Below are 21,425 nucleotides of genomic sequence, written 5' to 3' on the forward strand. Positions count from 1 at the left end.
CCTCATGACCGGATAGCGAGTAGAACCTGACCTGCGGAAACCGTCTGCCCCTGAACGCAGTAAAGTTCTGTAATGGTTCCTGCTTCGTCTGCGGTCACTGCAATTTCCATTTTCATTGCTTCTAAAATTACTAAGCGATCGCCTTCTGCAACTACATCTCCTGGCTTGACCAAGACTTGCCAGACATTTGCAGAAACATGAGCAACGACGGCTTCACTATCTGGAGGCAGAACAATCTCAGGTGTTTCTTCCTGATCAGCTTGTGCTTCTTCGAGGGTTTCTTGGCGGGTAAATTCTCCGGCCGCTTCCCAGCGATCGCGCTCTGCTTGGAATGCGGCACGTTGTTTCCCTCTAAATGCAGCAATCTCATCCGCATTCGATTTGAGAAACTCATTGTATTTTCTCAAACTAAAGGTTTCTTCTTCGATTCTGAGCTTCAGTTTGCCTTGAATTAAAGCTTCTCGATCGCGTAGCAATTGTTCTGCTGAAACCGGATAGTATCGAATCTGATCAAAGAACCGCAATAACCAAGGCTGTGTAAAGTCCTCTGTTTGCTTGTAACGGTTCCAAATTGGTACGGTGCGTCCTACAAATTGATAGCCACCCGGACCTTCCATGCCATAGATGCACATATAAGCCCCACCAATCCCGACTGCATTTTCTGGTGTCCAAGTGCGAGCAGGATTGTACTTCGTGGTGACGAGACGATGCCGTGGATCAAGCGGTGTAGCAACAGGTGCACCGAGATACACATCTCCTAATCCTAAAACTAGATAGCTTGCATTAAACACAATGTCTTTGACTTGCTCGATGCTATCTAAGCCATTAATGCGGCGAATGAATTCGATGTTACTTGGACACCAAGGCGCATCGGGTCGCACCGACTGCATATATTTCTGAATGGCTAACTGGGTCGATTCATCATTCCAAGAAAGTGGTAGATAAACAATGCGAGTCGGGACTTCGATCGTATCAATGTTCGGAAGTTCTGATTCAGCTTTAGTCAGAATTGCAATCAGTTCTTGAACGGGAAGAGTGCGACTATCGTAGTGAATTTGAAGCGATCGAATTCCCGGTGTGAGATCAATAATGCCCGGAATATGGTTCTCTTGCAGCCATTGAACTAAGGCATGAACACAGAATCGTAAGTTCAGATCCAGTACCAGATCGCCATATTCAACGAGAAGATACTTATCTCCAGCTTGACGATAGGTTACGGGAATTTGATCCGCATCAAAAATCCGATCCAGAATCGGGGAATGTTCTGTAACTTGCAGCGGTGCAGATTTAGGTAACGGAGTGAGTGTTGCGATCGCGCTATCCTGAGCAAGTTCCCGATCGCGGGCTTCCGTCGCGCTTAACCGATAAAACCGAACGCTATCCCCTGGTTTTAACTGTCCAATTTTCCAGAGTTCAGACTGTACGATCGTTGCTGGACAAACGAATCCTCCTAAACTGGGTCCATCATGGGCAAGGATGATCGGCATATCACCTGTAAAGTCAACGGTGCCGATCGCATAAGCATTATCGTGAATGTTCGACGGATGTAATCCTGCTTCACCGCCATCGGTTCGCGCCCATTTCGGTTTCGGTCCGATGAGACGAATTCCTGTTCGAGCGGAGTTGTGGTGGATTGTCCAATCGGTTGAGAAGAACATATCAATGTCTTCGGGTGTGAAGAAGTCCGGCGCACCATGCGGACCATACATCACTCCGATATTCCATTGAGTCGAGCATTGTTCTTTGTACTGTTGAACTAACTCAGATGAACAGTGTTGGGCTGAAAGTTCGCTTGTGGGTTTCTCAATGCGTAGAACGTCCCCGGTTCTGAGAGTTCGTCCTGCATGTCCGCCAAATTTCCCCAGCGTAAAGGTCGATCGACTGCCCAGATACTCTGGCACATCCAAACCATTCTGAACAGCGATGTAAGTTCGATATCCATCGCCTTGAATTGCTTTAAGCTTCAGGGTGCTCCCTGCTTTGACTTCAATGGCTGTCCAAAATTCAACAGGTTGCCCGTTCAGAGTTGCCTTCATGGTTGCGCCTGTAAGCGCGATCGTTGTATCACAGTTAAATCGCAGCGTTGGACCTGTTGCCGTACATTCCAAACCTGCCGCAGATTCAGGGTTCCCCACAATTCGGTTTGCCACTCTGAAGGCAAAATGATCCATTGGCCCCGACGGTGGCACACCAATATCCCAATATCCCAACCGTCCTGGATAGTCTTGAACTGTGGTGTAAGTTCCAGGCTCTAGAATGTCGATCGTTCTTGGCTTGTACTCGAATGAGTTGAGAAACCTTGTGCTGATCGTTCCAGCTTGGAACGTGGGAGCAGCAACCACCTGCTTCAGATAGTCTAAGTTCGTTTCGATGCCTGCGATCGTTGATTGCTCTAAGGCAGATTGAAGGGCTGCGATCGCGGAGGTGCGATCGTCACTACGAACAATCACTTTTGCCAGAAGCGGATCATAAAACGGTGTTACCTCAGTCCCCGCTTCAATCCAAGCATCAATGCGAACCGAATCCGGAAACTCGACAGCATTTAACAATCCAGAACTCGGCTGAAAGTTCTTGTTCGCATCTTCTGCATACACTCGCACCTGAATCGAATGACCTTGCGGACGATGCTGATAAGCTTTGATAAACTCGGTCTCACCTGCTGCCACTTGGATCATCCATTCAACGAGATCAACGTCGCTAACTTCTTCCGTGACACCATGTTCAACCTGCAAGCGAGTGTTGACTTCTAGAAAATAGAACTGTTGTGCTTCGACATCAAACACATATTCGACAGTTCCCGCCGATCGATAGTTCACTGCTTTCCCAAGTCGAATCGCCGCGTCAATCAATCCCTGTCTCAACTCATCAGAAACTCCTGGTGCGGGCGTTTCTTCAATCACTTTCTGATTGCGTCGCTGCGTGGAACAGTCCCGCTCACCTAGCGCAATTACATTCCCGGTGCCATCCCCAAAGATCTGAACTTCAATATGTCTTGCAGTTTGAATGTATTTTTCTAGGAAAATTCCGCTTTGCTTGAAGTTAGATTGACTCAAGCGCTGAACTTTCTCATACGCATCGGATAGTTCTGCTTCACTCATGCACACCTGCATCCCGATGCCACCGCCCCCTGCGGTACTCTTGAGCATCACCGGATAACCGATCGTACTCGCCACTTCTCGTGCCTGCTCTAAACTCTCAAGCAAAGAACTCCCCGACAGCATCGGCACTTGATTCTGTTGAGCAATTTCCCGCGCCGTATGCTTCAACCCGAACTGCCGCAACTGCTCTGGAGTCGGACCAATAAACGCAATTCCTGCGGTTTCACAAGCTTCGGCAAACTCAGCATTCTCGCTCAAGAAGCCATAACCCGGATGAATCGCATCTGCACCCGTTTGTTTCGCGACTTCGAGAATGCGATCGTACTTCAGATAGCTCTCTGCCACCGGAGCCGCGCCAATATGAACGGCTTCCGTCGCCATTGAGGCGTGCTGAGCATGAGCATCTGCATCCGAGTAGACTGCAACCGAAGGAATATTTAAGCGATCGAGCGTCCGAATCACTCGACAAGCAATTTCGCCTCGATTAGCAATCAGAACTTTGTTGAACATAGAAAGACTACCGATGTTTGATCACGAGCTTTAGCACTAGAAAACTAAACAGTCCCAAGACAAAAGACCATAAAGCGCTGAGTGCTGGATTGTTAGGATAGAGATAAGCATCTGCGAGTACCCAAATCCCGCGCCAGGTAATTGCGGTTGCAAAGAGTGCAACACAGGCAGAAAGCAATGGAATTTTCATAAGTTCTTTGCCATAAAGGGCGATTTGTGCAGTGATGCAAATCGCCCTTTCTCCTTAAGCAGCGTCCCAAATAATTAGCCGAATCGGAGTTGGATTGTAAGCATTACAAGGATTGTTGACTTGGGGACAGTTAGAAATCAAAACCATCAAATCCATTTCTGCTCGCAGTTCAACAATTTTGCCAGCTTCAGAAATGCCGTCAACAATTTCCAAACGTCCATCTTCACTGACTGGAACATTCATGTAGAAATTGACGTTGCTGACTAAATCACGCTTGTTCATTTCATACTTGCTGAGTTCCAGCAAATAGTTCTCAACACAGGCATGAAGATGTTTCTTGTGCAGCCCATAGCGCACTGAGTTGCTTTCCATGCTGCAAGCACCGCCGATCGTGTCATGCTTGCCACACTCATCATCGGTAATCGTCGCCATCACATTTCCTTCGTTGGAGATCAACTGAGTCCCCGTAGTGATGAAGATGTTGCCCTGACGAACCACTGTATCCGGAGCGCTGTAGCGTTCAGAAACATCGTGAGCATTGTAAAACAAAGTATCAACTGCCTGGTTGCCCATCAAGTCAACAATTCGCAGCGTTTGACCTTTCTTCAAGATTCGTGACCAAGGCTGACGCGCAGGAACAGTCTCATCGTAGATCGCAGTTGCTGGATCAAGTTTCGTTTGCAGAGTAGAAACCATTGTGAGTTCTCCAAAATATCTATGTTCTGAGCAATCTAAGCTTGAGCAAACAAAGCATCGGTGTTCTGGAAGGCACGCACCGCTTCCGGGCAAGAAGTCCGACACAAATCATCTGCCGCTGGAGCCGCGGATTTCCAAATTGTGAGTTGAATGGGTTTCGGCTTGTATTCAGTGCTTGGGTGCATCACATGAGGACAGTTCGACACCACGACCAATACATTCATCTCCGCCCGCAAATCAACGAAGCTTCCTGGCTTTTCAATGCCCTCGACATAGTTCAAATCACCATTGGGAGCGACTGCAACGCGACTAAAGAGATTCACGTTCGGCATCAAGTCCTTCCGAGTCAGACCCCACTTGCCGAGCGCTTTGAGGAAGTTGTTGCGCGAGTTGTTGTAATCTCCTTCGCCGTATTTTGCCAAGTTGCTAGCAGCATTGCTACATCCGCAGATCAAGTCATGATAGCCGGCTGTATCTTCGGTCATCGAGAACAGCACTCGACCCATATCAGAATAGAGTAGCTTGCCTTTTTGCAGAAACGCATTGAACTGGATTTTCGAAGTGTCGGCAACATTCAAGCGTTCGATCGGGCTATCCGCGTTGTAGCAAATCAGCGAAACTCCCTGAGAACCTTCCAAATCGGTGATGCGGAGCGTATTTCCACGCTTAATTACAAAATGCCAGTACGCGCCACCGGGGAGCTTTTCATCGAGCAAAATCAGGCTGGGATCGATTTGTGAAGTCTTAGCAATGGTCTGCACCATAAAAATTCTCCAGAAAATGAACGGTTAAGTGCGATCGACCCAAAACGGCAAAGCCCAGGAGATACCAAGACAGGAATCTGTATGGTTCTCCCGGGCTTTTGTCCCGCCGTGTGACCGAATGATCGTTTCGGCTGCTTCTCTTGGACCAGGCATTCAGTGAACCGGAACCCTAGAAGCTTACTCCTATTCAATTTGCGTTTGAGTTCTGAATCGTTAAGTTGCTTAACTCTCCGTTAGTCTATCACTTCATATTAAGAAGTCAAGCGATCGCACTCAATTTTTTGATTTATGAATTCTCGTTCTTTGGAAAGTTGTGAAAGCTTAAAAAGTTTCTGTCTAAATCATAAATAGTAATGATTGATACAAACTGCTTGTAAATCAGTTGTTACTGTAAAGTCGAACCAATCTACTCACAGTAGTGTGCGATTGCAGTTCTAGTATTTAATTTGCTTCTAGGGTTCCGATTCCTTGAATGTCTGGTCCGAGAGAAGCAGGCTAACCAAAAAATGTTGGCTACACGGCGGGAGAAAAGCCCGGGAGGAACTTTCAGTCGATGCAAAAGACTGTGAGGTTTCTTCTGGGCTTTTCTATTAGAAACTCGATCGTTTGTCGCTAACCTTGACCGCTCTATTTCCCAGAACCTTGACCCAGGATTTGCTTATGAAAGCGAAAACGATCGTGACTTCCTGTCTGCTGTTTTTAATGGCTGTATTTCTAGCAGTTGGTTGCACAAATCCTGCCACTTATATTCGGACGACGACAGAAACAGAAGCAGTTGCAGCCACGACAACCGCTAACACGATTCGACTCGGCTTTAGCGCTTGGCCCGGTTGGTTTCCCTGGGAAGTTGCACAGCAACAAGGCATCTTTAAAACTAAATCTGCTAATGCTGATCTCAAGTGGTTTGATGGCTATTTGGAATCGATTAGCACGCTCACAGCAGGACAAATTGATGCCAATAGTCAAACGCTCGGAGATACGGTGAATTCGATCGCGGGTGGTGCAGATCAAGTCATTGTGTTGGTGAACGATAATTCAACCGGAAACGACAAAGTTATTGTTCGAGAAGGCATCAACACGGTTGCAGATCTCAAAGGAAAAAGAGTTGCAGCCGAAGAAGGAACGGTCGATCATTTCTTGTTGTTATTGGGCTTGAGAAAAGCGGGACTTTCGCCTCAAGATATTCAATTCGTGCCACTTGAAACTGGGAAAGCTGCCGCCGCATTTGTTGGCGGACAAGTCGATGCCTGTGCCGTTTTCGCACCCTTTACGACTCAAGCATTGAAGCGCTCAAACAGCAAAGAACTCTTCAGCTCCAAAGATTTTCCGGGCGCAATTTCGGATCACTTAGTTGTCAATCGCAAGTTTCTGTATGAGCATCCGGATCAAGTGCAAGCTTTAGTGGATACTTGGTTTTCAACGCTCGACTACATCAAAAATAATCAAGCGAAAGCTTATGAAATTATGGCGAAACGGGCGGGAGTGTCGATCGACGAATACAAAGAATACGCCGATGGCACTCGTTTATTTACGCTCGAAGAGAACCTGAAAGCCTTTCAGCCTGGAAACGACATGACTTCGCTGCTTCATGCAGCCAATGAAATGAGCAAATTCCTAATGGATGTTGGACTGGCGAAAAATAAACCAAACACGATGCTATTGTTTGACGATCGCTTTGTTAAAGCCCACGCTCAGAACCAAAAAGTAGCCAAAGCAGCTTAAGTTATGCAAAACTCGACTCCCCGATCGATTCAGTCTCTGATGAAGCCTAAACCGATGAAGCCGACGGTGTTTTGGCGTTTAGCAGAAGACATTCCGAAACCTTTGTATACGACTTTAACCGTTCTGTCGATCGCGCTTCCGCTCTTGCTCTGGTGGGCAGTCACAACTTTCGGCAACATTGATTCAAAGTTTCTCCCTTCACCTGCAAAAGTGCTAGAGGCATTCGGGCGACTGTGGAGCACTCGTGAACTGCTGAAAGATACCGTTGCAAGCTTGTGGCGGGTCGGAGTAGGGTTTCTATTTGCGGCATTGTTATCTATCCCGGTTGGCATACTGATGGGTAGCTTTCCAAGCATTCGAGCTTTGTTGGAACCCTTGTTCGGATTAGTGCGCTACATGCCAGCACCCGCATTTATCCCACTGTTGATTCTCTATCAGGGAGTGGATGAAGAGCCAAAGATTACACTAATTTTCCTTGGAACGTTCTTCTTTAACTCCCTAATGGTGATGGACACCGTGAAGTTTGTGCCGAAGGATTTGATCGAAGCAACCTATATGCTCGGTGGCAATCGTCGAGCCGCATTAACTCAAGTCATTTTGCCGCACGTCCTTCCGGGAATTTTGGATGCTTGTCGGATTAACTTAGCAGCAGCTTGGCAGCTTGTCATTGTGTCTGAATTGATTGCAGCGACAGAAGGTTTAGGACGGCGAATTAGTGTAGCAGGACGCTTTCTCAGAACCGATGAAATTTTTGCTGGACTAATTGTGATTGGAGTCATTGGTCTAACATTTGACTTACTGTTTCAGTATCTGTTGCGTGTCACTTGCAAATGGGCAAGCCAAAAACGATAACCTTCACTCTGGAGACCTCACCAATGTTTTTGCAAATTAACAATCTCAGCAAGCATTTTTCCACCAGCAATGGAACGCTCGTTGTTCTGAAAGATATTGATATCGAGATCGAGCAAGGCGAATTTGTTTGCGCGGTCGGTGCATCGGGGTCAGGTAAATCAACACTGCTGCGTCAGATTGCAGGATTGGATACACCGACGATCGGCGAAGTGCGGATCGAAGGCAAAAGAGTTACAGGGCCAGGACCCGATCGCGGCATGGTTTTCCAGCATTACACGCTGTATCCGTGGATGACGGTGCAAGAAAATGCAGAGTTTGGTTTAAAGCTGCAAGGCGTGCCGAAAAAAGATCGTCGAGAGCAAGCTGGCTACTATCTGAATGTTGTGGGCCTATCACAGTTTGGTAAGGCGTTGCCGAAAGAGCTATCCGGTGGGATGAAGCAGCGAGTTGCGATCGCTCGTGCTCTTGCTTCGGAACCGAAAATTCTGCTGATGGATGAACCGTTTGGAGCTTTGGACATCCATACCAAAGAGTCGATGCACGACTTTATGATTGATCTATGGCAGCGCACAGGGATTACAATCTTTATGATTACTCACGATGTCGAAGAAGCAGTGTTTCTCTCGAACCGAATTTTTGCTCTGAGTGCGCGTCCGGGAACGGTTCGCAAGGTGATGAACATTAATTTACCAGAACGAGCAGCTTCGGTGAAGCGACATTCTACGTTTCACGACTATCGAGATGAACTTATGGATTTGTTACGCAAGCATGGACAAGAAGCGATCGCAGCCTGACAAACAATGGTTGATTGAGCTAGAAAGCTGCGAAAGTACCAATTCGTGGACACTAGATCAGCTTTCTCAATTGCAGCACGGAGATGTGGTGTTTACCCGCAATCAGACCGCAGGACGGGGACAGTTTGATCGTGCTTGGGTGTCTTCGTCGGGTGCATTAACTGCGAGTTTTGTGCTGAATTTGCCGATCGCGCAACTCGCGGGGTTGAGTTTGATTGCGGGACTTGCGACAATTGATGCGATCGAAACTTTGTTGCCGAATTTGCACGGTACGCTGGGTTTGAAGTGGACAAATGACGTATTTGCAGAAGATCGAAAGCTTGCGGGTGTGCTGTGTGAATCGCGGATTCAAGCAGAGCAAGCTCAGGTTGTTGTAGGAATTGGAATTAATTGTGAGGCTGTGCCTGTGGATGGGGCAATTAGCTTACAAGAAATTTCAGCGTATGTGCCAGATTTGCAAGCACTGTTAGAGCAATTACGATATTGTTTGCTGCAACTATGCAATCGCTCTCTTGTGGAATTACTGCCGGAGATTCAAGCGCGAGACATTCTACAGAGAAAAACGATCGTGTTCGATGCTGTAAATGAGCAATTGACTGGAGTAGGTGCTGGGATTGATGAGCAAGGGCGATTGTTAATTCAACTTGCTGAGGGGATTAGGGCTTATCGATCGGGGCGGGTTTTGTCGATCGATTAATCAATTCTCTGTTCGCACCAATCTAAAACAGGGCACTGGGAACAATGAGGACGCTTCCCGGTGCAAATGTGTTTCCCAAACGGGACTAATACTTGATTAATTTCGATCCAGTAGCGTTGCGGAAGTTTTGCTGAAAGTGCGATCGTGGTTTTCTCTGGTGTTTTCGCTTCGACGTATCCCCAACGATTTGTAATCCGATGCACATGAGTATCGACGCTGATGTATGGCTGCTTGCAGGCGATTCCCAAGGCTAGGTGAGCGCATTTCACTCCAATTCCCTTAAAGCTTAATAGCACCTCTAAATCGGCTGGAAGTTCACCTGCATAATCGTTGACGATTTGATTCGCGATCGCATGAATTTGCCGTGCTTTTTGCTCTGGATAGGTACACTCTCGAATCAGCGTTTCAATTTCTTCTGGGGTGAGTTGTGCAATCTGATTCGGTGTCCGAGCGCGTTCAAACAATCGACGTGAAACAGGTAAGCTCACTTCATCGTAGGTGCGAACCGAAATTAAGCAGCTAATTAATTGCTCAAACAAAGAAGTGTAACCCGCTTCGTAGAGTTCAAACATTGCAGCTTTGGGAAGTGTCTCAACAGCTTCGCGGGCTCTATCCAGCACGATATCAATATCAAATGGAAGTTTCGCCATATTCGATAGTTCGAGTGTATTATGAAAGTCTAAAGATAGCGCTAATACAAATGCTAACGTTACAGGGAAAAATTATTTTAGGCATCGATCCGGCGATCGCAACGATCGGATATGGAGCCATCCAGGACGACACGGTTTTAGATTATGGTGTGATTGTGACTCCTGCAAAGTCTTCAATCTACGATCGCTTGAAGCAGATTCACGATGATGTTTGTGAGCTTTGCCAAATTCTAAAGCCTGATGTTGTTGCCTTAGAAATGCCTTTCTTTAGCCGCGAAATGACAAGCGCGAATAAAGTTCTGCGGGCATTAGGTGTAATCGAATTAGCGCTGGGTGAATGTGGGTTATCTGAGCCGATCTTTTTGCACCAATCACAGGTAAAAGCTTCTGTTGCAAAATATGGGGCGCAAAAATCAGAGATTCAGCAAGCCGTGATGATGATCTTTGGACTGTCAGAGCCACCAAAACCTGATGATGCAGCCGATGGATTAGCGATCGCCTATGCCGCGCAATCCGGCGCACGCGCAAACGTGAAGTAGAAAGCAATGGCGATCGCTCCGGTTCTAACTCAAAATTGCCTTACCCCGTTGATACAGTTCACGAGCGTAGTCTGTCCAAGTGCCTTGACCCCAGTATCGAAAACAACTGGTCTGCAGCAGTAAGTTGTACAACAATGCTTCTTGATAGTCCGCTCGTGCGGCTACGGTTGGATCTTCCGAATCAAACTTTTGGTGAAACAATGCACTCAGTTCAATCATTGGCTCTAAAACATTCTCGTATCCTTTGACCCAACTGAGATCGTTCGTCCAGGATGCACCATCAATGTGAAAGCGATCGTCCGATTGCTTTAAATGTGCGATTGCTTGCTCAACCGCTTCAGGAGTGACCTGATCAACGCTTTGCCAAATTTTATGCTGTTGAATCGCTTGAACTTTCGGATAGTCATCCTCCCGAACTCCAGCCGCTTCAATCAGTTCTAGATACTCTGTTCCATTGATCGCCACTACTCCCGAAGTGTTGTTTCCTGCATTCCGGATGTCGTGATAGATCCTGAACAAGTCGCGAGGATACTCATTCATCATCACTCCGCCATTTTCCCCGTCTGCGATCTGAGACACGATCGAGGGAATCACAGTATTGCTGATCGATTGTTTCGATCGTGTTTTCGCCTCAAAATAAGGCTGCATTTGTGCCACTAACTTTGTATCCGAGCCTTGAGTTTTAATCAATGCCGTGATTGAAATGGTTTCACCGTTAGAATTACGTGCTACTAATTGATTTGGAATGTACTTTTGATCCTGAGTTAAGCCTGAACCATCTAGCTGCTCTACGGAATGTTCCTGCACCAAAAGCCAGCGATAACCGCACTCTTTCAGCGCTTTAATGTACTCAAACAGCGTATCCGGATGATTCGGCAAGTGCATTTCTGGCGGCGAAAATCCTCGAACTCGTTGCAGCGCATCAACTCCGAAAATCGAAGCAAAATAATGCCGCCATGCTTGTATATGCAGCTTCAAATCAGGAATCGGTGTAGATGGAACAACCGCATGGCTCCACATTGTACCGAGCCATTCCACATAAGGCTGGAACTGTCGATCGCACGTAATCCGCTTCAGGTTATTGAGAATATCCTCGCGTCCCATCTGCTGAAGTCCCCAGAGCAAATTCCCAGAATAATCGAGCATAATTCGAGGATTGCAGCCTTGAGCCACCAACTCCGGGATAAATTCACCCATGCGACCGTAGCACCAGGCAAACACACTAGCATTGTGATTATCTCCCTCGTTCGGATGCTCGAACATCTGTTGTAGATTGCTGATCAATGCCCCGTTGTGACCTGCGGGGATTGTCGGTTGGTGCATATGCAGGGCACAGGCAAACGCAGCCCTGATCGCGTCTAATCTTAAATTCGTAGTGGCAAGAAAGACGGGATCAGCCGAGGGAGCCGGCAGAGTGCCAGAAATGTGAGGCAGTGAAGCGAGAGTTACAGTCATGAGAATTGCCAGAGTCTTTGCGTCAAATCATAGATCGGACATTCTAAGAATGCGCTTAAGTTTTGAGACCAGATCGCCCCTTGCAAAAATCCGAGCTTGCGTATTGAATAAAGACATCAAAAAATGAACATATGTAAAGCAAGAGGATACCGATGTACATTGTGCAAATTGCCTCCGAATGCGCTCCAGTGATTAAAGCTGGAGGACTGGGAGATGTAGTCTATGGGCTGAGTCGCGAATTGGAGAGTCAAGGGCACTGCGTCGAATTGATTCTGCCAAAGTATGACTGTATGCGGTATGACCACATTTGGGGCTTGCATGATGCGTATCGGGATTTGTATGTACCCTGGTTTGATAGCTGGGTACATTGTTCGGTGTACTGTGGTTGGGTACATGGGCAAGTATGCTTTTTTATTGAGCCGCACTCTGAGGATTTTTACTTCGATCGTGGCTGTTATTATGGCTGCAATGATGACAATATGCGGTTCGCGTTCTTCAGCAAAGCTGCACTAGAATTTCTGCTGCAAAGCAATAAGCGACCAGATGTGATTCATTGTCATGATTGGCAGACCGGATTGGTTCCAGTAATGCTGTTTGAGATTTACAAGTATCACGGCATGGCAAACCAGCGAGTCTGTTACACCATTCATAACTTCAAGCATCAAGGCTTTGGTGGCACAGATATTTTAGAAGCAACTCAGCTCAGAAGACCCGAATACTACTTTAGCTATGACAAGCTAAGAGACAATTTCAATCCGTTCTCGATCAACTTCATGAAAGGTGGAATTGTTTACTCAAACGCAGTAAATACCGTTTCGCCACATCATGCTTGGGAAGCTCGGCATACGACCATCAGCTATGGATTAGGGCACACTTTAGAGCTTTATCAAGACAAGTTTACGGGCATCCTCAACGGGATCGACTATGGTTTCTGGAACCCGGAGAACGATCGCTATCTTCCGTATCATTATTCTGCCGATAGCTTCGAGCAAAAGCATTACAACACGAAAGCACTCCGAGAGCGATTGTTACTTCGAGAGGAAAACAAACCCATTGTATGTTTCATCGGTCGCTTAGATGATCAAAAAGGTGTGCATCTAGTTCATCACGCGATGTACTATGCGCTAGAGCGAGGCGCACAGTTTGTGCTACTGGGGTCAGCAACGGAAGCCGCGATCGATCAATGGTTCAGACACGAAAAAGAGTTTCTGAACAATAATCCAGATTGTCATATTGAACTTGGATTTAACGAGGAGCTATCGCATTTGATTTATGCCGGCTCAGATATGATTGTGGTTCCGAGTAACTTTGAGCCTTGTGGACTAACACAGGTGATTGCTTTGAAATATGGAACTGTGCCGATCGTTCGGGGTGTGGGTGGATTGGTCAACACGGTGTTTGATTACGACTATGATCAAGCACATCCACCAGAAGAGCGGAACGGCTTTGTCTTCTACGAGTCGGACAATACTGCGCTGGAATCGGGCTTAGGACGCGCTTTTGATCTTTGGGGACAAAACCGTAAGATTTTTGAGCAGTTGGCGATTCAAGGCATGAAGTACGATTACTCTTGGAAGAATCCCGCGCAGGAATATCTTGCAATGTACGATCGCATTCGTCATCAATAACGCCAGCGTGATGGAGCGTTTGCCCCCTTGCAAAGCGTGGCGGAACGCCTGCCCCCGCCCTTCTCCCCAAGGGAGAAGGGCGCTAGAATCCTGTTTCCTACGCCTGCTTAAAGCGACAATGCTGCATCCGTCTGATCGGCTCCACTGCTACCGGAATAAACCAAACCGCGCTGCATATCAAGCGTCACAATCTCACCATCGCGGATTACACCCGTTGCATTCTTCACGCCGACCAAAACCGGAATTCCTAAGCGCAATCCAATCACAGCCGCATGACTGGTCAAACTGCTGTCCTCAGTTACAATTCCCGCCGCCTTGCGGATGGCATCAATATGCTCAGCCGTCGTACTCGGTGCAACTAAGATTTCACCCGAATGGAATTGGCGACTCTCCTTCAGCGTCGAAGCTAACCGCGCTCGACCACTAACCGACCCTTGTCCAATCCCAACCCCTTTACCGCGTACCGCCGTGACCACTTCAACCTTGATCAAGTCCGTTGAACCCGCCACCCCTTGCAGCGTTCCTGCGGTCAGCACCACCAGATCACCTTCTGAAACTAAACCTTTTTCTTGAGCAACATTGAGCGCTGCTTGGAAGGTTTGCCCCGTCGAAGGGAGATCTAGCACCAGTAGCGGTTTAACTCCCCAAACGAGCTGCAGTTGACGCGCCACATCCACATGAGGCGTGATTGCGAGGATCGGCGTTCTGGGGCGGAATTTGGACACGTTACGAGCAGTGGCACCCGTTTTAGTCAGCGACATAATTGCAGAAGCATCGAGCTGCACGGCAATATTCCCAACCGCTTCACTGATTGCATTGGGAATCGATCGACCATTACTGTCTAAAAGCTGCTTGTTGCTTTCCTGCTCGATCCGTACCGCGATCGAAGCCATCTGCGAAACGGCTTCGATCGGATATTTTCCAACTGCGGTTTCATTCGACAGCATCACGGCATCGGTTCCATCCAAAATCGCGTTGGCGACATCGGAAATTTCAGCACGAGTCGGACGCGGACTATGCACCATGCTATCCAGCATCTGCGTGGCGGTGATCACCGGAATTCCGAGACGATTTGCCGTTTTGATCAAGCGCTTTTGCAGAATCGGCACATCTTCAGCAGGCAATTCAACTCCGAGATCGCCCCGCGCTACCATCGCGCCATCGGAGATCGAAAGAATCGCTTCCATTTGTTCGATCGCTTCGTGCTTTTCGATCTTGACGATCACCGGGGTCGATTTTCCAGCACTCGAAATCAGTTCTTTGATTTCTAAAACATCTTGCGGATTGCGCACAAAGCTGAGCGCGACCCAATCGACTCCTTGATCCAGTCCAAACACCAGGTCTTTGCGATCTTTGTCGGTCAGCGCCTTGATCGACAGATACACGCCGGGGAAGTTCACGCCTTTGTTGTTCGAGAGCGGGCCACCCACAATCACGCGACAATGTAGCGATTGAGTTGCTTGGTCAACTTCTTCGACCTTCATTTCCACTCTGCCATCGTCGAGCAGAATTGTTGCGCCGACTGGGACTTCTTCAGACAGCAAATCGTAAGTCACCGAGCTAGCGTCCTGGGTTCCGGGAATCATGCGGCTGGTTAATGTGAAGCGATCGCCCTTATTGAGAATGATCGAGCCGTTCTCAAACCGTCCCAAGCGAATCTTCGGACCCTGCAAATCCTGCAAAATTCCAACAGGCTGATTCAACTCAAACGAAATCTGGCGAATCAGGCGAATGCTGCGGAGATGATCATCGTGGGTGCCGTGAGAAAAATTCAGGCGCAGCGTGGTTGCCCCTGCCTGAATGAGATTGCGGAGGACATCAGGGCTGCTCGTGGCAGGGCCGATCGTGGCAACAATTTTCGTGCGACGGTGAGAGGATGGCAATGGCATTACAGTGGACAACCTAGAGAATCAAATTAATCGAATCGGATGATCGCTGGCCCGGCAAAGCCTTTCACCAAAAAGCAGCGAAGCCGCTCATCAGCAATGTGCTGCTAGGGCATTTGGGATACTACCACGTTTGGGCACAAGACAGAATCGCTTCTGGATAGAGATTATCGCAGCTTTGGACGCAGAACGAGATGCCAATTGAATTGAGAGGTTGGGGATCAATCTGTAATCCAGGTTTACTCGTTCAAGTTAATTAAAACCATCAAGTAAAACGAAACCGATCGCAATCAAAAGTAATGAATTAGCAAAGTTTGAAACTGGAAAATCCGGATCGCATCATCGTCGTTAAAATGGTTACGATTTGTTCCCTAAACCCTGCATACCAGTCCTCCACAGAACTCATGACCGTAGAAATTATCGAACTTGATGGTAGAAAATTTGCCCCCGCCGATCACCATCCAATTCCGGAGTGGATATCCGTTTTAAGTGAGCGTCCGCAACCGATTTTGACGCTTAAAGATGATGATTTGTTTTTGCTCACGGATACGTTTGGCAATATTGGTGGCTCATCGGATGAAGGGCGCAGTAGCGGTCTCGGATTGTTTTGCAACGATACGCGGTTTCTCAATCGGCTAGAGTTGCAGTTAGATGGACGACCCCCAATTTTACTCAGCAGCACTGCCGAAAAAGGCTTCGTGATGTCGGTGCTGTGTACCAATCCGCGCCTTGACGATCGCATCCCGGCAGAAACGATCGGGATTAAACGCGAATTAGTGCTGAACGGTGGATTATTTGAAGAAATCGAGATTGCCAACTACAGCACCGAACCGGTTGAATTTGAATTGAGTCTGAGCTTTGGAGCAGATTTTATCGATTTGTTTGAGGTGCGAGGCTTTTCGCGAAACCAGCGTGGCACCTTATTAAGACGGCTGCCCTCAGAACCGCACGAAATTGAGGATATGGAATCCTTTGTGGCAGTCGATGAAGCGGAACATTCGCCGATCGAGCTAACGCTAGCGTATCAGGGCTTAGACGGCACGATTTTAGAGTCCCGAATCGATTTTGTTCACCATCAACCCGACATCCTCAAAGGCTATACCGCTCTTTGGCAATTGAGATTACAGCCGCATGAGAAACAGAAACTCGGTTATCGCTTGCAGCCGTTGAGCAATGGTCGTCCTGTTTCTAAAGTCAGCGCACCGATTACCTTATCGCAAGCGAAAGCCGCCGAATTTGCCGAAGAACAGCACTGGCAGCAGCAAGTGACGCAGATTCGATCGGACAAAAACACCTTTAACCGCGTGGTCGAACGGGCTGAGCAAGATGTTTATCTCCTCAGACAAACCTTTGGAAAAAATAAAGCGCTTTCTGCTGGAGTTCCGTGGTTCTCGACTCTATTCGGACGCGACTCGATTATTGCTGCTTCGCAAACGCTGCTGCTTGATCCACAAATCGCACGTGAAACGCTAACGATTTTGGCGCACTATCAAGGCAAAGTAGACGACGAATGGCGAGAAGAACAGCCCGGAAAGATCCTGCACGAAATCCGTTTCGGTGAGATGGCACGCTGTCTGGAAATTCCACACACTCCCTATTACGGAACGGTAGATGCAACTCCACTTTGGTTGATGCTGTATGCCGAGTATTTCTCCTGGACAGCCGATTATGAAACGCTCGATCGACTCTGGAACAATGCGCTTGCTGCAATGGAATGGGTCGATCGCAACCTGAAAGAAACGGGCTATCTCAGCTATCAGCGCAAATCCAAACGCGGCTTAGATAACCAAGGCTGGAAAGATTCAGGGAACTGTATTGTCGATCGCAAAGGCAAACTGGCTCAAGGAGCGATTACGCTCTGTGAAGTACAAGGCTATGTGTATTCGGCAAAAGTGCGATTGAGTCAGATTGCCCGAATGAAAAAGCGGATTGATCTTGCCGATCGTTGGGAAGAAGAAGCCCGCGATCTCAAAGTTCGGTTTAATCGAGATTTCTGGATGGAAGATCAAGACTTCTGTGCTTTAGCGCTCGATGGCGATGGCAACCCAGTGGATAGTATTACCTCGAATCCGGGACATTGTTTACAGTTAGGCATCTTTACGCCAGAGAAAGCTTACAGTGTCGCAGAACGACTCCGCGCACCGGATATGTTCAACGGTTGGGGTATTCGCACCTTGAGCAGTCTATCGCCTGCTTACAATCCGATGGGATATCACGTTGGTTCGGTGTGGCCGCATGACAATGCACTGATTGCGATCGGACTGCGTTCTCTTGGTTTGATCGATCAAGCTTTGGAACTGTGTAAAGGCTTGCTCGACATGACGCGCCATCAACCTTATCAACGTCCGCCGGAATTGTTCTGTGGCTACGATCGCACTGAAGATAATGAACCTGTGCAATATCCGGTGGCTTGTACTCCGCAAGCTTGGGCAACAGGCAGCATTTTCCAACTGGTTCACATGATTGTGAATTTAGTGCCGGATGCGCCCGGAAACTGTTTGCGCGTGATTGATCCAGCTTTACCAGAATCAATCAACTATCTCGCGCTGAAGAATCTGCGAGTGGGGCCTACTTTGCTAGATTTGGAATTTGAGCGATCGGGGTCTTCCACGTCCTGCCGCGTTTCGAGAAAGCGGGGAAATTTACGCGTTGTCATTGAAGCGTAGGGCATAGGGAGTAAGGGATAAAGATGTCTTGCTACTCCCCACTCCCTACCCAAATCTTGGAAGCGTTACGTTAAAGACAGTTTCAACTGAGCGATCGATGATATCAAAGGGTAATATCTCTATACATTTTTTAGTGATTAGAACTCTATGACATTCTCGATCGTGGCATGGGATTTTGAGACACAGATGACCGGGATTGCTGTCGCGACGAAACATCTAGCCGTTGGCTCACTGGTGCCGCACGTTAAAGCCTCTGTTGGCGCGATCGCCACCCAAGCACAAACCAATCCTTTACTCGGAATTCACGGGATTCAGCTTCTAGAGCAACGCATCGCCAGTGAAGGCACAGCCGATGAAATCTCGGTTGAAGACATTATTGACTTACTTCTAGAAAACGATCCAGAAGCAGACGATCGCCAACTGCATCTTGTGGATCACACCGGACAAACCGCCGCTTGGACAGGATCTCGCTGTGTTGATTGGGCAGGGCATTTGACTTTTCCGGGCTTTTCTGTGGCTGGAAATATGCTCGTCGGTGAACAAGTTCTAACCGCAATGGCAGAAGCCTATCAAGCGAAAGCAGGCATGGAATTTTCAGAACGATTGCTGCAAGCCCTAGAGGCGGGAGAAAGAGCAGGCGGCGATAAGCGCGGGCGACAATCGGCCGCGATTTATGTGATGAAACAGGATGTTTATCCGCATTTAGATTTGCGCGTGGATCATCATCATGATCCGATCGCGCAACTCAGATTCCTCTTTGAAGAATCCCGCAAAGACTACTATCAATCTTTCCGTCAAACGATGCCCTCGCAGTGTCTCCGGACTCATTCGGTCAGAGCGAACCAATTAGCGAAACAAATTCAGGAGGTGATTCTGAAAAAAGCGGCATCGTCAAAGTTTAAGCCGGACGATCGAGCTTCAGAAGCCACAGGAATCAGCGTTGCGGAATCTCGATAAACACTAAAAAACCTCCGAGCTTATTACAACTCGGAGGTTTTCGTTTAGTCTATCTCAAGCGAGACACTACACCTTGCGGGTCGAAGAATCATCGATCACCGGGCGACCGTCAGTGTTGAGATCCAACTCTTCACGGCGGATTTGCTCTTCGCTGTTGACGACATCTTGGTCAACCACTTTCTTCACGCGCACTTCTTCACGTACAAACGCTTCTTTGCGGATGTCCGGCGTTTCTTCGTAGACTTCCATCCGAGCAACTTCGCCTTCGTGGAACGCAGCTTCACCCACAGGAACTGCAGTCGTATCGGTCGAAGCAACCCGCTCTACAACCACGCGCTCTTTCTCGATCGGCACACTCACACGAGCCGTTTCGGTTTCAACGTGCTTGCCAACTGTGACTTCGCCTGCTTTCATGCGGCGCTTGTTCGCGATCAGACGCTCTTCATACAAGCGAATGCGATCGTCATGATGATCCATCTTGTAGAGGTCGCGATCCAGGTCATAGTTGTAGGTGTCTTGGTCGTAGGTCGGGGTGAAACCTGCGCCCATCGATGAACCCGTGTACGCCATGCCTGCTGCATCTGAATCTAGCGCGGCAGATCCCTCGATCGGGGTGTTCATTGCAGATGTGTCAATTGTAGATGCACCCATTGCAGCACTCGTACCCGTAGCACCCGTTGCAGTAGTGCTTGCAGCATCAGAGCGGTAGACGTTACGTACTTGTTCTTCACCGTGGTAGTCCATTTTCAGGTCATCGGTGAATTCAGGAAGCTGTTCGACTTGTTCTTTCGTTAAACCATTTGCGTAAGCACGATGAGCGCTGTAATCAATTTGAGCGCGTCCGATCGGCAATAAAACTTTCTTACCAAAGATCCATGCGCCAGTGCTGATGACGAGATAGCGAAAACGTCCATCTTCATCGACTAGAACATCATTCACTGAACCAATTTTTTCGTCGCCGTTGTAGAGATCTAAATCCTTGACATCACCACCATCAAAATGGTCCCGATAGTTGGGATCGAATTCCTTGATTTTGTATAAAGCCATCTTTTTAACTCCAGGATTGGTTACACACTTAGCTTAGGAAGTGGGATATTCTTTTCCCTCTTTCCAACGACCGAATCGACTCAATCTAATGAGAGAAATCCACTAAAATAATTTCCTTGGAACTAGAAAAAATAGATTATTTTATATGAGAGATAAAGCTTGGTTAAGTTTGATTAAACAGCAGAGAGCGATCGCAATTATCCGCGCTCCGAGTTTAAGAATGGGTATGCAAATGGTAAAGACTGCGATCGCAGGCGGCATGACCTTGATCGAGATTTCTTGGAACAGTGATTGCGCTGCGGAATTAGTCACACATCTGCGATCGAGCTTTCCAAACTGTGTGATCGGAGTCGGTACAATTCTTACAGTAAAAGATTTAAAGAATGCAATTGCAGCAGGCGCACAATTTGCGTTCACACCCCATATTAATTTTGATTTAATTGCGATCGCAAAGCGTCATGAAATTCCAATCATTCCCGGCGCTTTAACTCCGACCGAGATTATGACCGCATGGAATGCGAAAGCCAGTTGTGTCAAGGTTTTTCCAATTCAAGCGGTCGGAAATGCGAATTATCTTGAAGCATTACGCGCACCACTCGGACATATTCCGATGATTCCAACTGGAGGGGTAACGATCGAGAATGCTAGCTCAATGATTCAAGCAGGCGCGATCGCGGTTGGAATTGGTGGAAACTTATTTCCGAAACAAGTTGTTGAATCAGAAAATTGGACGCTGATCGAACAGCAGATCAAAACACTAATGCACAGCTTACAATCTGTAAATAACTCAAGTGAGACATAACTTATGCAATGGGATCAATCTATTTTAGGAATTACAGCTTTGCTGATTGGCAGCGCGATGTATTTAAATGTGCCGACTCAAGCACAAAGCAATCGTCCACCAATCGACAATCAACCAAGCAATATCAAAATAGATTGCCAAAATCCTAGAAGTCAGTTTGACCTCAACTTCTGTGCGGCTGAACGGGTAAAAACCGCCGAGCAGCAACTCAATCAAGCGTATCAGCGAGCGATCGCAAAATTCAAGGGCACTCCCCAAGAAGCCCAACTCATCGCAGCTCAATCCGCTTGGACTAAATTTCGCGATGCTGACTGTGCCTTCGTGCGCGATCGCTTCAAAGGCGGCTCAATGGCTCCAATGGTCTACTCTAGCTGCATCGCTCGATTGAGCCAGCAACGCAGACAAGAGCTTCTGTCTTATCTCACAGAAACGGGACTTTAACCCCCTCGATCGCGCCACAATCCGTCAAAAT

Annotated in this window: 17 protein-coding genes and 1 pseudogene; 10 read left to right on the forward strand and 8 right to left on the reverse strand. The window is 47.8% G+C overall.

Translation table 11 applies throughout. The features are described from left to right. Positions 1 to 2: 2 nt before the first annotated feature. From uca to H6F51_24415, 4 genes are read right to left on the reverse strand one after another with little or no spacing between them, the layout of a single operon-like run. Positions 3 to 3,608, reverse strand: a complete 3,606-nt coding sequence (gene uca, locus H6F51_24400; GenBank protein ID MBD1825614.1) for an urea carboxylase — start codon at positions 3,606 to 3,608, stop codon at positions 3 to 5. A gap of 7 nt (positions 3,609 to 3,615) precedes the next feature. Continuing rightward, a complete protein-coding gene (locus H6F51_24405; protein ID MBD1825615.1) occupies positions 3,616 to 3,798 on the reverse strand; it encodes a hypothetical protein in 183 nt (60 codons plus the stop codon). Positions 3,799 to 3,852: 54 nt separating this feature from the next. Then, positions 3,853 to 4,494 (reverse strand): urea carboxylase-associated family protein, encoded by a 642-nt coding sequence (locus H6F51_24410; GenBank protein MBD1825616.1) that lies wholly within the window; start codon positions 4,492 to 4,494, stop codon positions 3,853 to 3,855. Between the two features lie 35 nt (positions 4,495 to 4,529). Beyond that, positions 4,530 to 5,258 (reverse strand): urea carboxylase-associated family protein, encoded by a 729-nt coding sequence (locus H6F51_24415; protein MBD1825617.1) that lies wholly within the window; start codon positions 5,256 to 5,258, stop codon positions 4,530 to 4,532. A 660-nt stretch (positions 5,259 to 5,918) separates the two neighbouring features. Between H6F51_24415 and H6F51_24420 the strand changes: the two genes are divergently transcribed. From H6F51_24420 to H6F51_24435, 4 genes are read left to right on the forward strand one after another with little or no spacing between them, the layout of a single operon-like run. After that, a complete protein-coding gene (locus H6F51_24420) occupies positions 5,919 to 6,980 on the forward strand; it encodes an ABC transporter substrate-binding protein (GenBank protein MBD1825618.1) in 1,062 nt (353 codons plus the stop codon). A gap of 3 nt (positions 6,981 to 6,983) precedes the next feature. Beyond that, entirely contained in the window at positions 6,984 to 7,832 is an 849-nt protein-coding gene (locus H6F51_24425) for an ABC transporter permease (GenBank protein ID MBD1825619.1), read from the forward strand. 23 nt (positions 7,833 to 7,855) lie between these two features. After that, entirely contained in the window at positions 7,856 to 8,626 is a 771-nt protein-coding gene (locus H6F51_24430; GenBank protein ID MBD1825620.1) for an ABC transporter ATP-binding protein, read from the forward strand. Continuing rightward, entirely contained in the window at positions 8,601 to 9,323 is a 723-nt protein-coding gene (locus tag H6F51_24435) for a biotin--[acetyl-CoA-carboxylase] ligase (protein MBD1825621.1), read from the forward strand. Before H6F51_24430 ends, H6F51_24435 begins: the two co-directional genes overlap by 26 nt. Here H6F51_24435 and H6F51_24440 read toward each other — a convergent pair. Next, positions 9,320 to 9,973, reverse strand: coding sequence for an endonuclease III (locus tag H6F51_24440; GenBank protein ID MBD1825622.1), 654 nt, complete (start codon positions 9,971 to 9,973; stop codon positions 9,320 to 9,322). The genes H6F51_24435 and H6F51_24440 overlap by 4 nt on opposite strands. Positions 9,974 to 10,023: 50 nt before the next feature. On the opposite strand from H6F51_24440, the gene H6F51_24445 reads away from it, so the two are divergent. Continuing rightward, complete coding sequence (locus tag H6F51_24445; GenBank protein MBD1825623.1) at positions 10,024 to 10,512, forward strand: crossover junction endodeoxyribonuclease RuvC; 489 nt, start codon at positions 10,024 to 10,026, stop codon at positions 10,510 to 10,512. 24 nt (positions 10,513 to 10,536) lie between these two features. Here H6F51_24445 and H6F51_24450 read toward each other — a convergent pair. Beyond that, positions 10,537 to 11,907 (reverse strand): annotated as a pseudogene (locus H6F51_24450) (glycosyl hydrolase family 57). Positions 11,908 to 12,119: 212 nt separating this feature from the next. Here H6F51_24450 and glgA point away from each other — a divergent pair. Further along, complete coding sequence (glgA, locus tag H6F51_24455; protein ID MBD1825624.1) at positions 12,120 to 13,595, forward strand: glycogen synthase GlgA; 1,476 nt, start codon at positions 12,120 to 12,122, stop codon at positions 13,593 to 13,595. A gap of 107 nt (positions 13,596 to 13,702) precedes the next feature. Here glgA and pyk read toward each other — a convergent pair whose 3' ends face one another. After that, entirely contained in the window at positions 13,703 to 15,484 is a 1,782-nt protein-coding gene (gene pyk, locus H6F51_24460; GenBank protein MBD1825625.1) for a pyruvate kinase, read from the reverse strand. A gap of 401 nt (positions 15,485 to 15,885) precedes the next feature. Here pyk and H6F51_24465 point away from each other — a divergent pair, with 401 nt between their 5' ends. Both H6F51_24465 and H6F51_24470 read left to right on the forward strand, forming a co-directional pair. After that, positions 15,886 to 18,147 (forward strand): amylo-alpha-1,6-glucosidase, encoded by a 2,262-nt coding sequence (locus H6F51_24465; GenBank protein ID MBD1825626.1) that lies wholly within the window; start codon positions 15,886 to 15,888, stop codon positions 18,145 to 18,147. Between the two features lie 147 nt (positions 18,148 to 18,294). Beyond that, positions 18,295 to 19,104, forward strand: a complete 810-nt coding sequence (locus tag H6F51_24470) for a DUF1028 domain-containing protein (GenBank protein MBD1825627.1) — start codon at positions 18,295 to 18,297, stop codon at positions 19,102 to 19,104. A gap of 66 nt (positions 19,105 to 19,170) precedes the next feature. On the opposite strand, the gene H6F51_24475 is transcribed toward H6F51_24470, so the two are convergent. After that, complete coding sequence (locus H6F51_24475; protein ID MBD1825628.1) at positions 19,171 to 20,151, reverse strand: DUF2382 domain-containing protein; 981 nt, start codon at positions 20,149 to 20,151, stop codon at positions 19,171 to 19,173. Positions 20,152 to 20,296: 145 nt separating this feature from the next. On the opposite strand from H6F51_24475, the gene H6F51_24480 reads away from it, so the two are divergent. Beyond that, entirely contained in the window at positions 20,297 to 20,953 is a 657-nt protein-coding gene (locus tag H6F51_24480; protein ID MBD1825629.1) for a bifunctional 4-hydroxy-2-oxoglutarate aldolase/2-dehydro-3-deoxy-phosphogluconate aldolase, read from the forward strand. A gap of 3 nt (positions 20,954 to 20,956) precedes the next feature. Then, entirely contained in the window at positions 20,957 to 21,394 is a 438-nt protein-coding gene (locus tag H6F51_24485) for a DUF1311 domain-containing protein (protein MBD1825630.1), read from the forward strand. Positions 21,395 to 21,425: the final 31 nt, after the last annotated feature.

Source organism: Cyanobacteria bacterium FACHB-DQ100, from assembly GCA_014695195.1.
Taxonomy (GTDB): Bacteria; Cyanobacteriota; Cyanobacteriia; order Leptolyngbyales; family Leptolyngbyaceae; genus Leptolyngbya.

Excerpts from the sequence above, each read along its gene's own strand:
- uca (MBD1825614.1), bottom strand. The coding sequence starts at position 3,608 with ATGTTCAACAAAGTTCTGATTGCTAATCGAGGCGAAATTGCTTGTCGA.
- H6F51_24405 (MBD1825615.1), bottom strand. The coding sequence starts at position 3,798 with ATGAAAATTCCATTGCTTTCTGCCTGTGTTGCACTCTTTGCAACCGCA.
- H6F51_24410 (MBD1825616.1), bottom strand. The coding sequence starts at position 4,494 with ATGGTTTCTACTCTGCAAACGAAACTTGATCCAGCAACTGCGATCTAC.
- H6F51_24415 (MBD1825617.1), bottom strand. The coding sequence starts at position 5,258 with ATGGTGCAGACCATTGCTAAGACTTCACAAATCGATCCCAGCCTGATT.
- H6F51_24420 (MBD1825618.1), top strand. The coding sequence starts at position 5,919 with ATGAAAGCGAAAACGATCGTGACTTCCTGTCTGCTGTTTTTAATGGCT.
- H6F51_24425 (MBD1825619.1), top strand. The coding sequence starts at position 6,984 with ATGCAAAACTCGACTCCCCGATCGATTCAGTCTCTGATGAAGCCTAAA.
- H6F51_24430 (MBD1825620.1), top strand. The coding sequence starts at position 7,856 with ATGTTTTTGCAAATTAACAATCTCAGCAAGCATTTTTCCACCAGCAAT.
- H6F51_24435 (MBD1825621.1), top strand. The coding sequence starts at position 8,601 with ATGGACAAGAAGCGATCGCAGCCTGACAAACAATGGTTGATTGAGCTA.
- H6F51_24440 (MBD1825622.1), bottom strand. The coding sequence starts at position 9,973 with ATGGCGAAACTTCCATTTGATATTGATATCGTGCTGGATAGAGCCCGC.
- H6F51_24445 (MBD1825623.1), top strand. The coding sequence starts at position 10,024 with ATGCTAACGTTACAGGGAAAAATTATTTTAGGCATCGATCCGGCGATC.
- glgA (MBD1825624.1), top strand. The coding sequence starts at position 12,120 with ATGTACATTGTGCAAATTGCCTCCGAATGCGCTCCAGTGATTAAAGCT.
- pyk (MBD1825625.1), bottom strand. The coding sequence starts at position 15,484 with ATGCCATTGCCATCCTCTCACCGTCGCACGAAAATTGTTGCCACGATC.
- H6F51_24465 (MBD1825626.1), top strand. The coding sequence starts at position 15,886 with ATGACCGTAGAAATTATCGAACTTGATGGTAGAAAATTTGCCCCCGCC.
- H6F51_24470 (MBD1825627.1), top strand. The coding sequence starts at position 18,295 with ATGACATTCTCGATCGTGGCATGGGATTTTGAGACACAGATGACCGGG.
- H6F51_24475 (MBD1825628.1), bottom strand. The coding sequence starts at position 20,151 with ATGGCTTTATACAAAATCAAGGAATTCGATCCCAACTATCGGGACCAT.
- H6F51_24480 (MBD1825629.1), top strand. The coding sequence starts at position 20,297 with ATGAGAGATAAAGCTTGGTTAAGTTTGATTAAACAGCAGAGAGCGATC.
- H6F51_24485 (MBD1825630.1), top strand. The coding sequence starts at position 20,957 with ATGCAATGGGATCAATCTATTTTAGGAATTACAGCTTTGCTGATTGGC.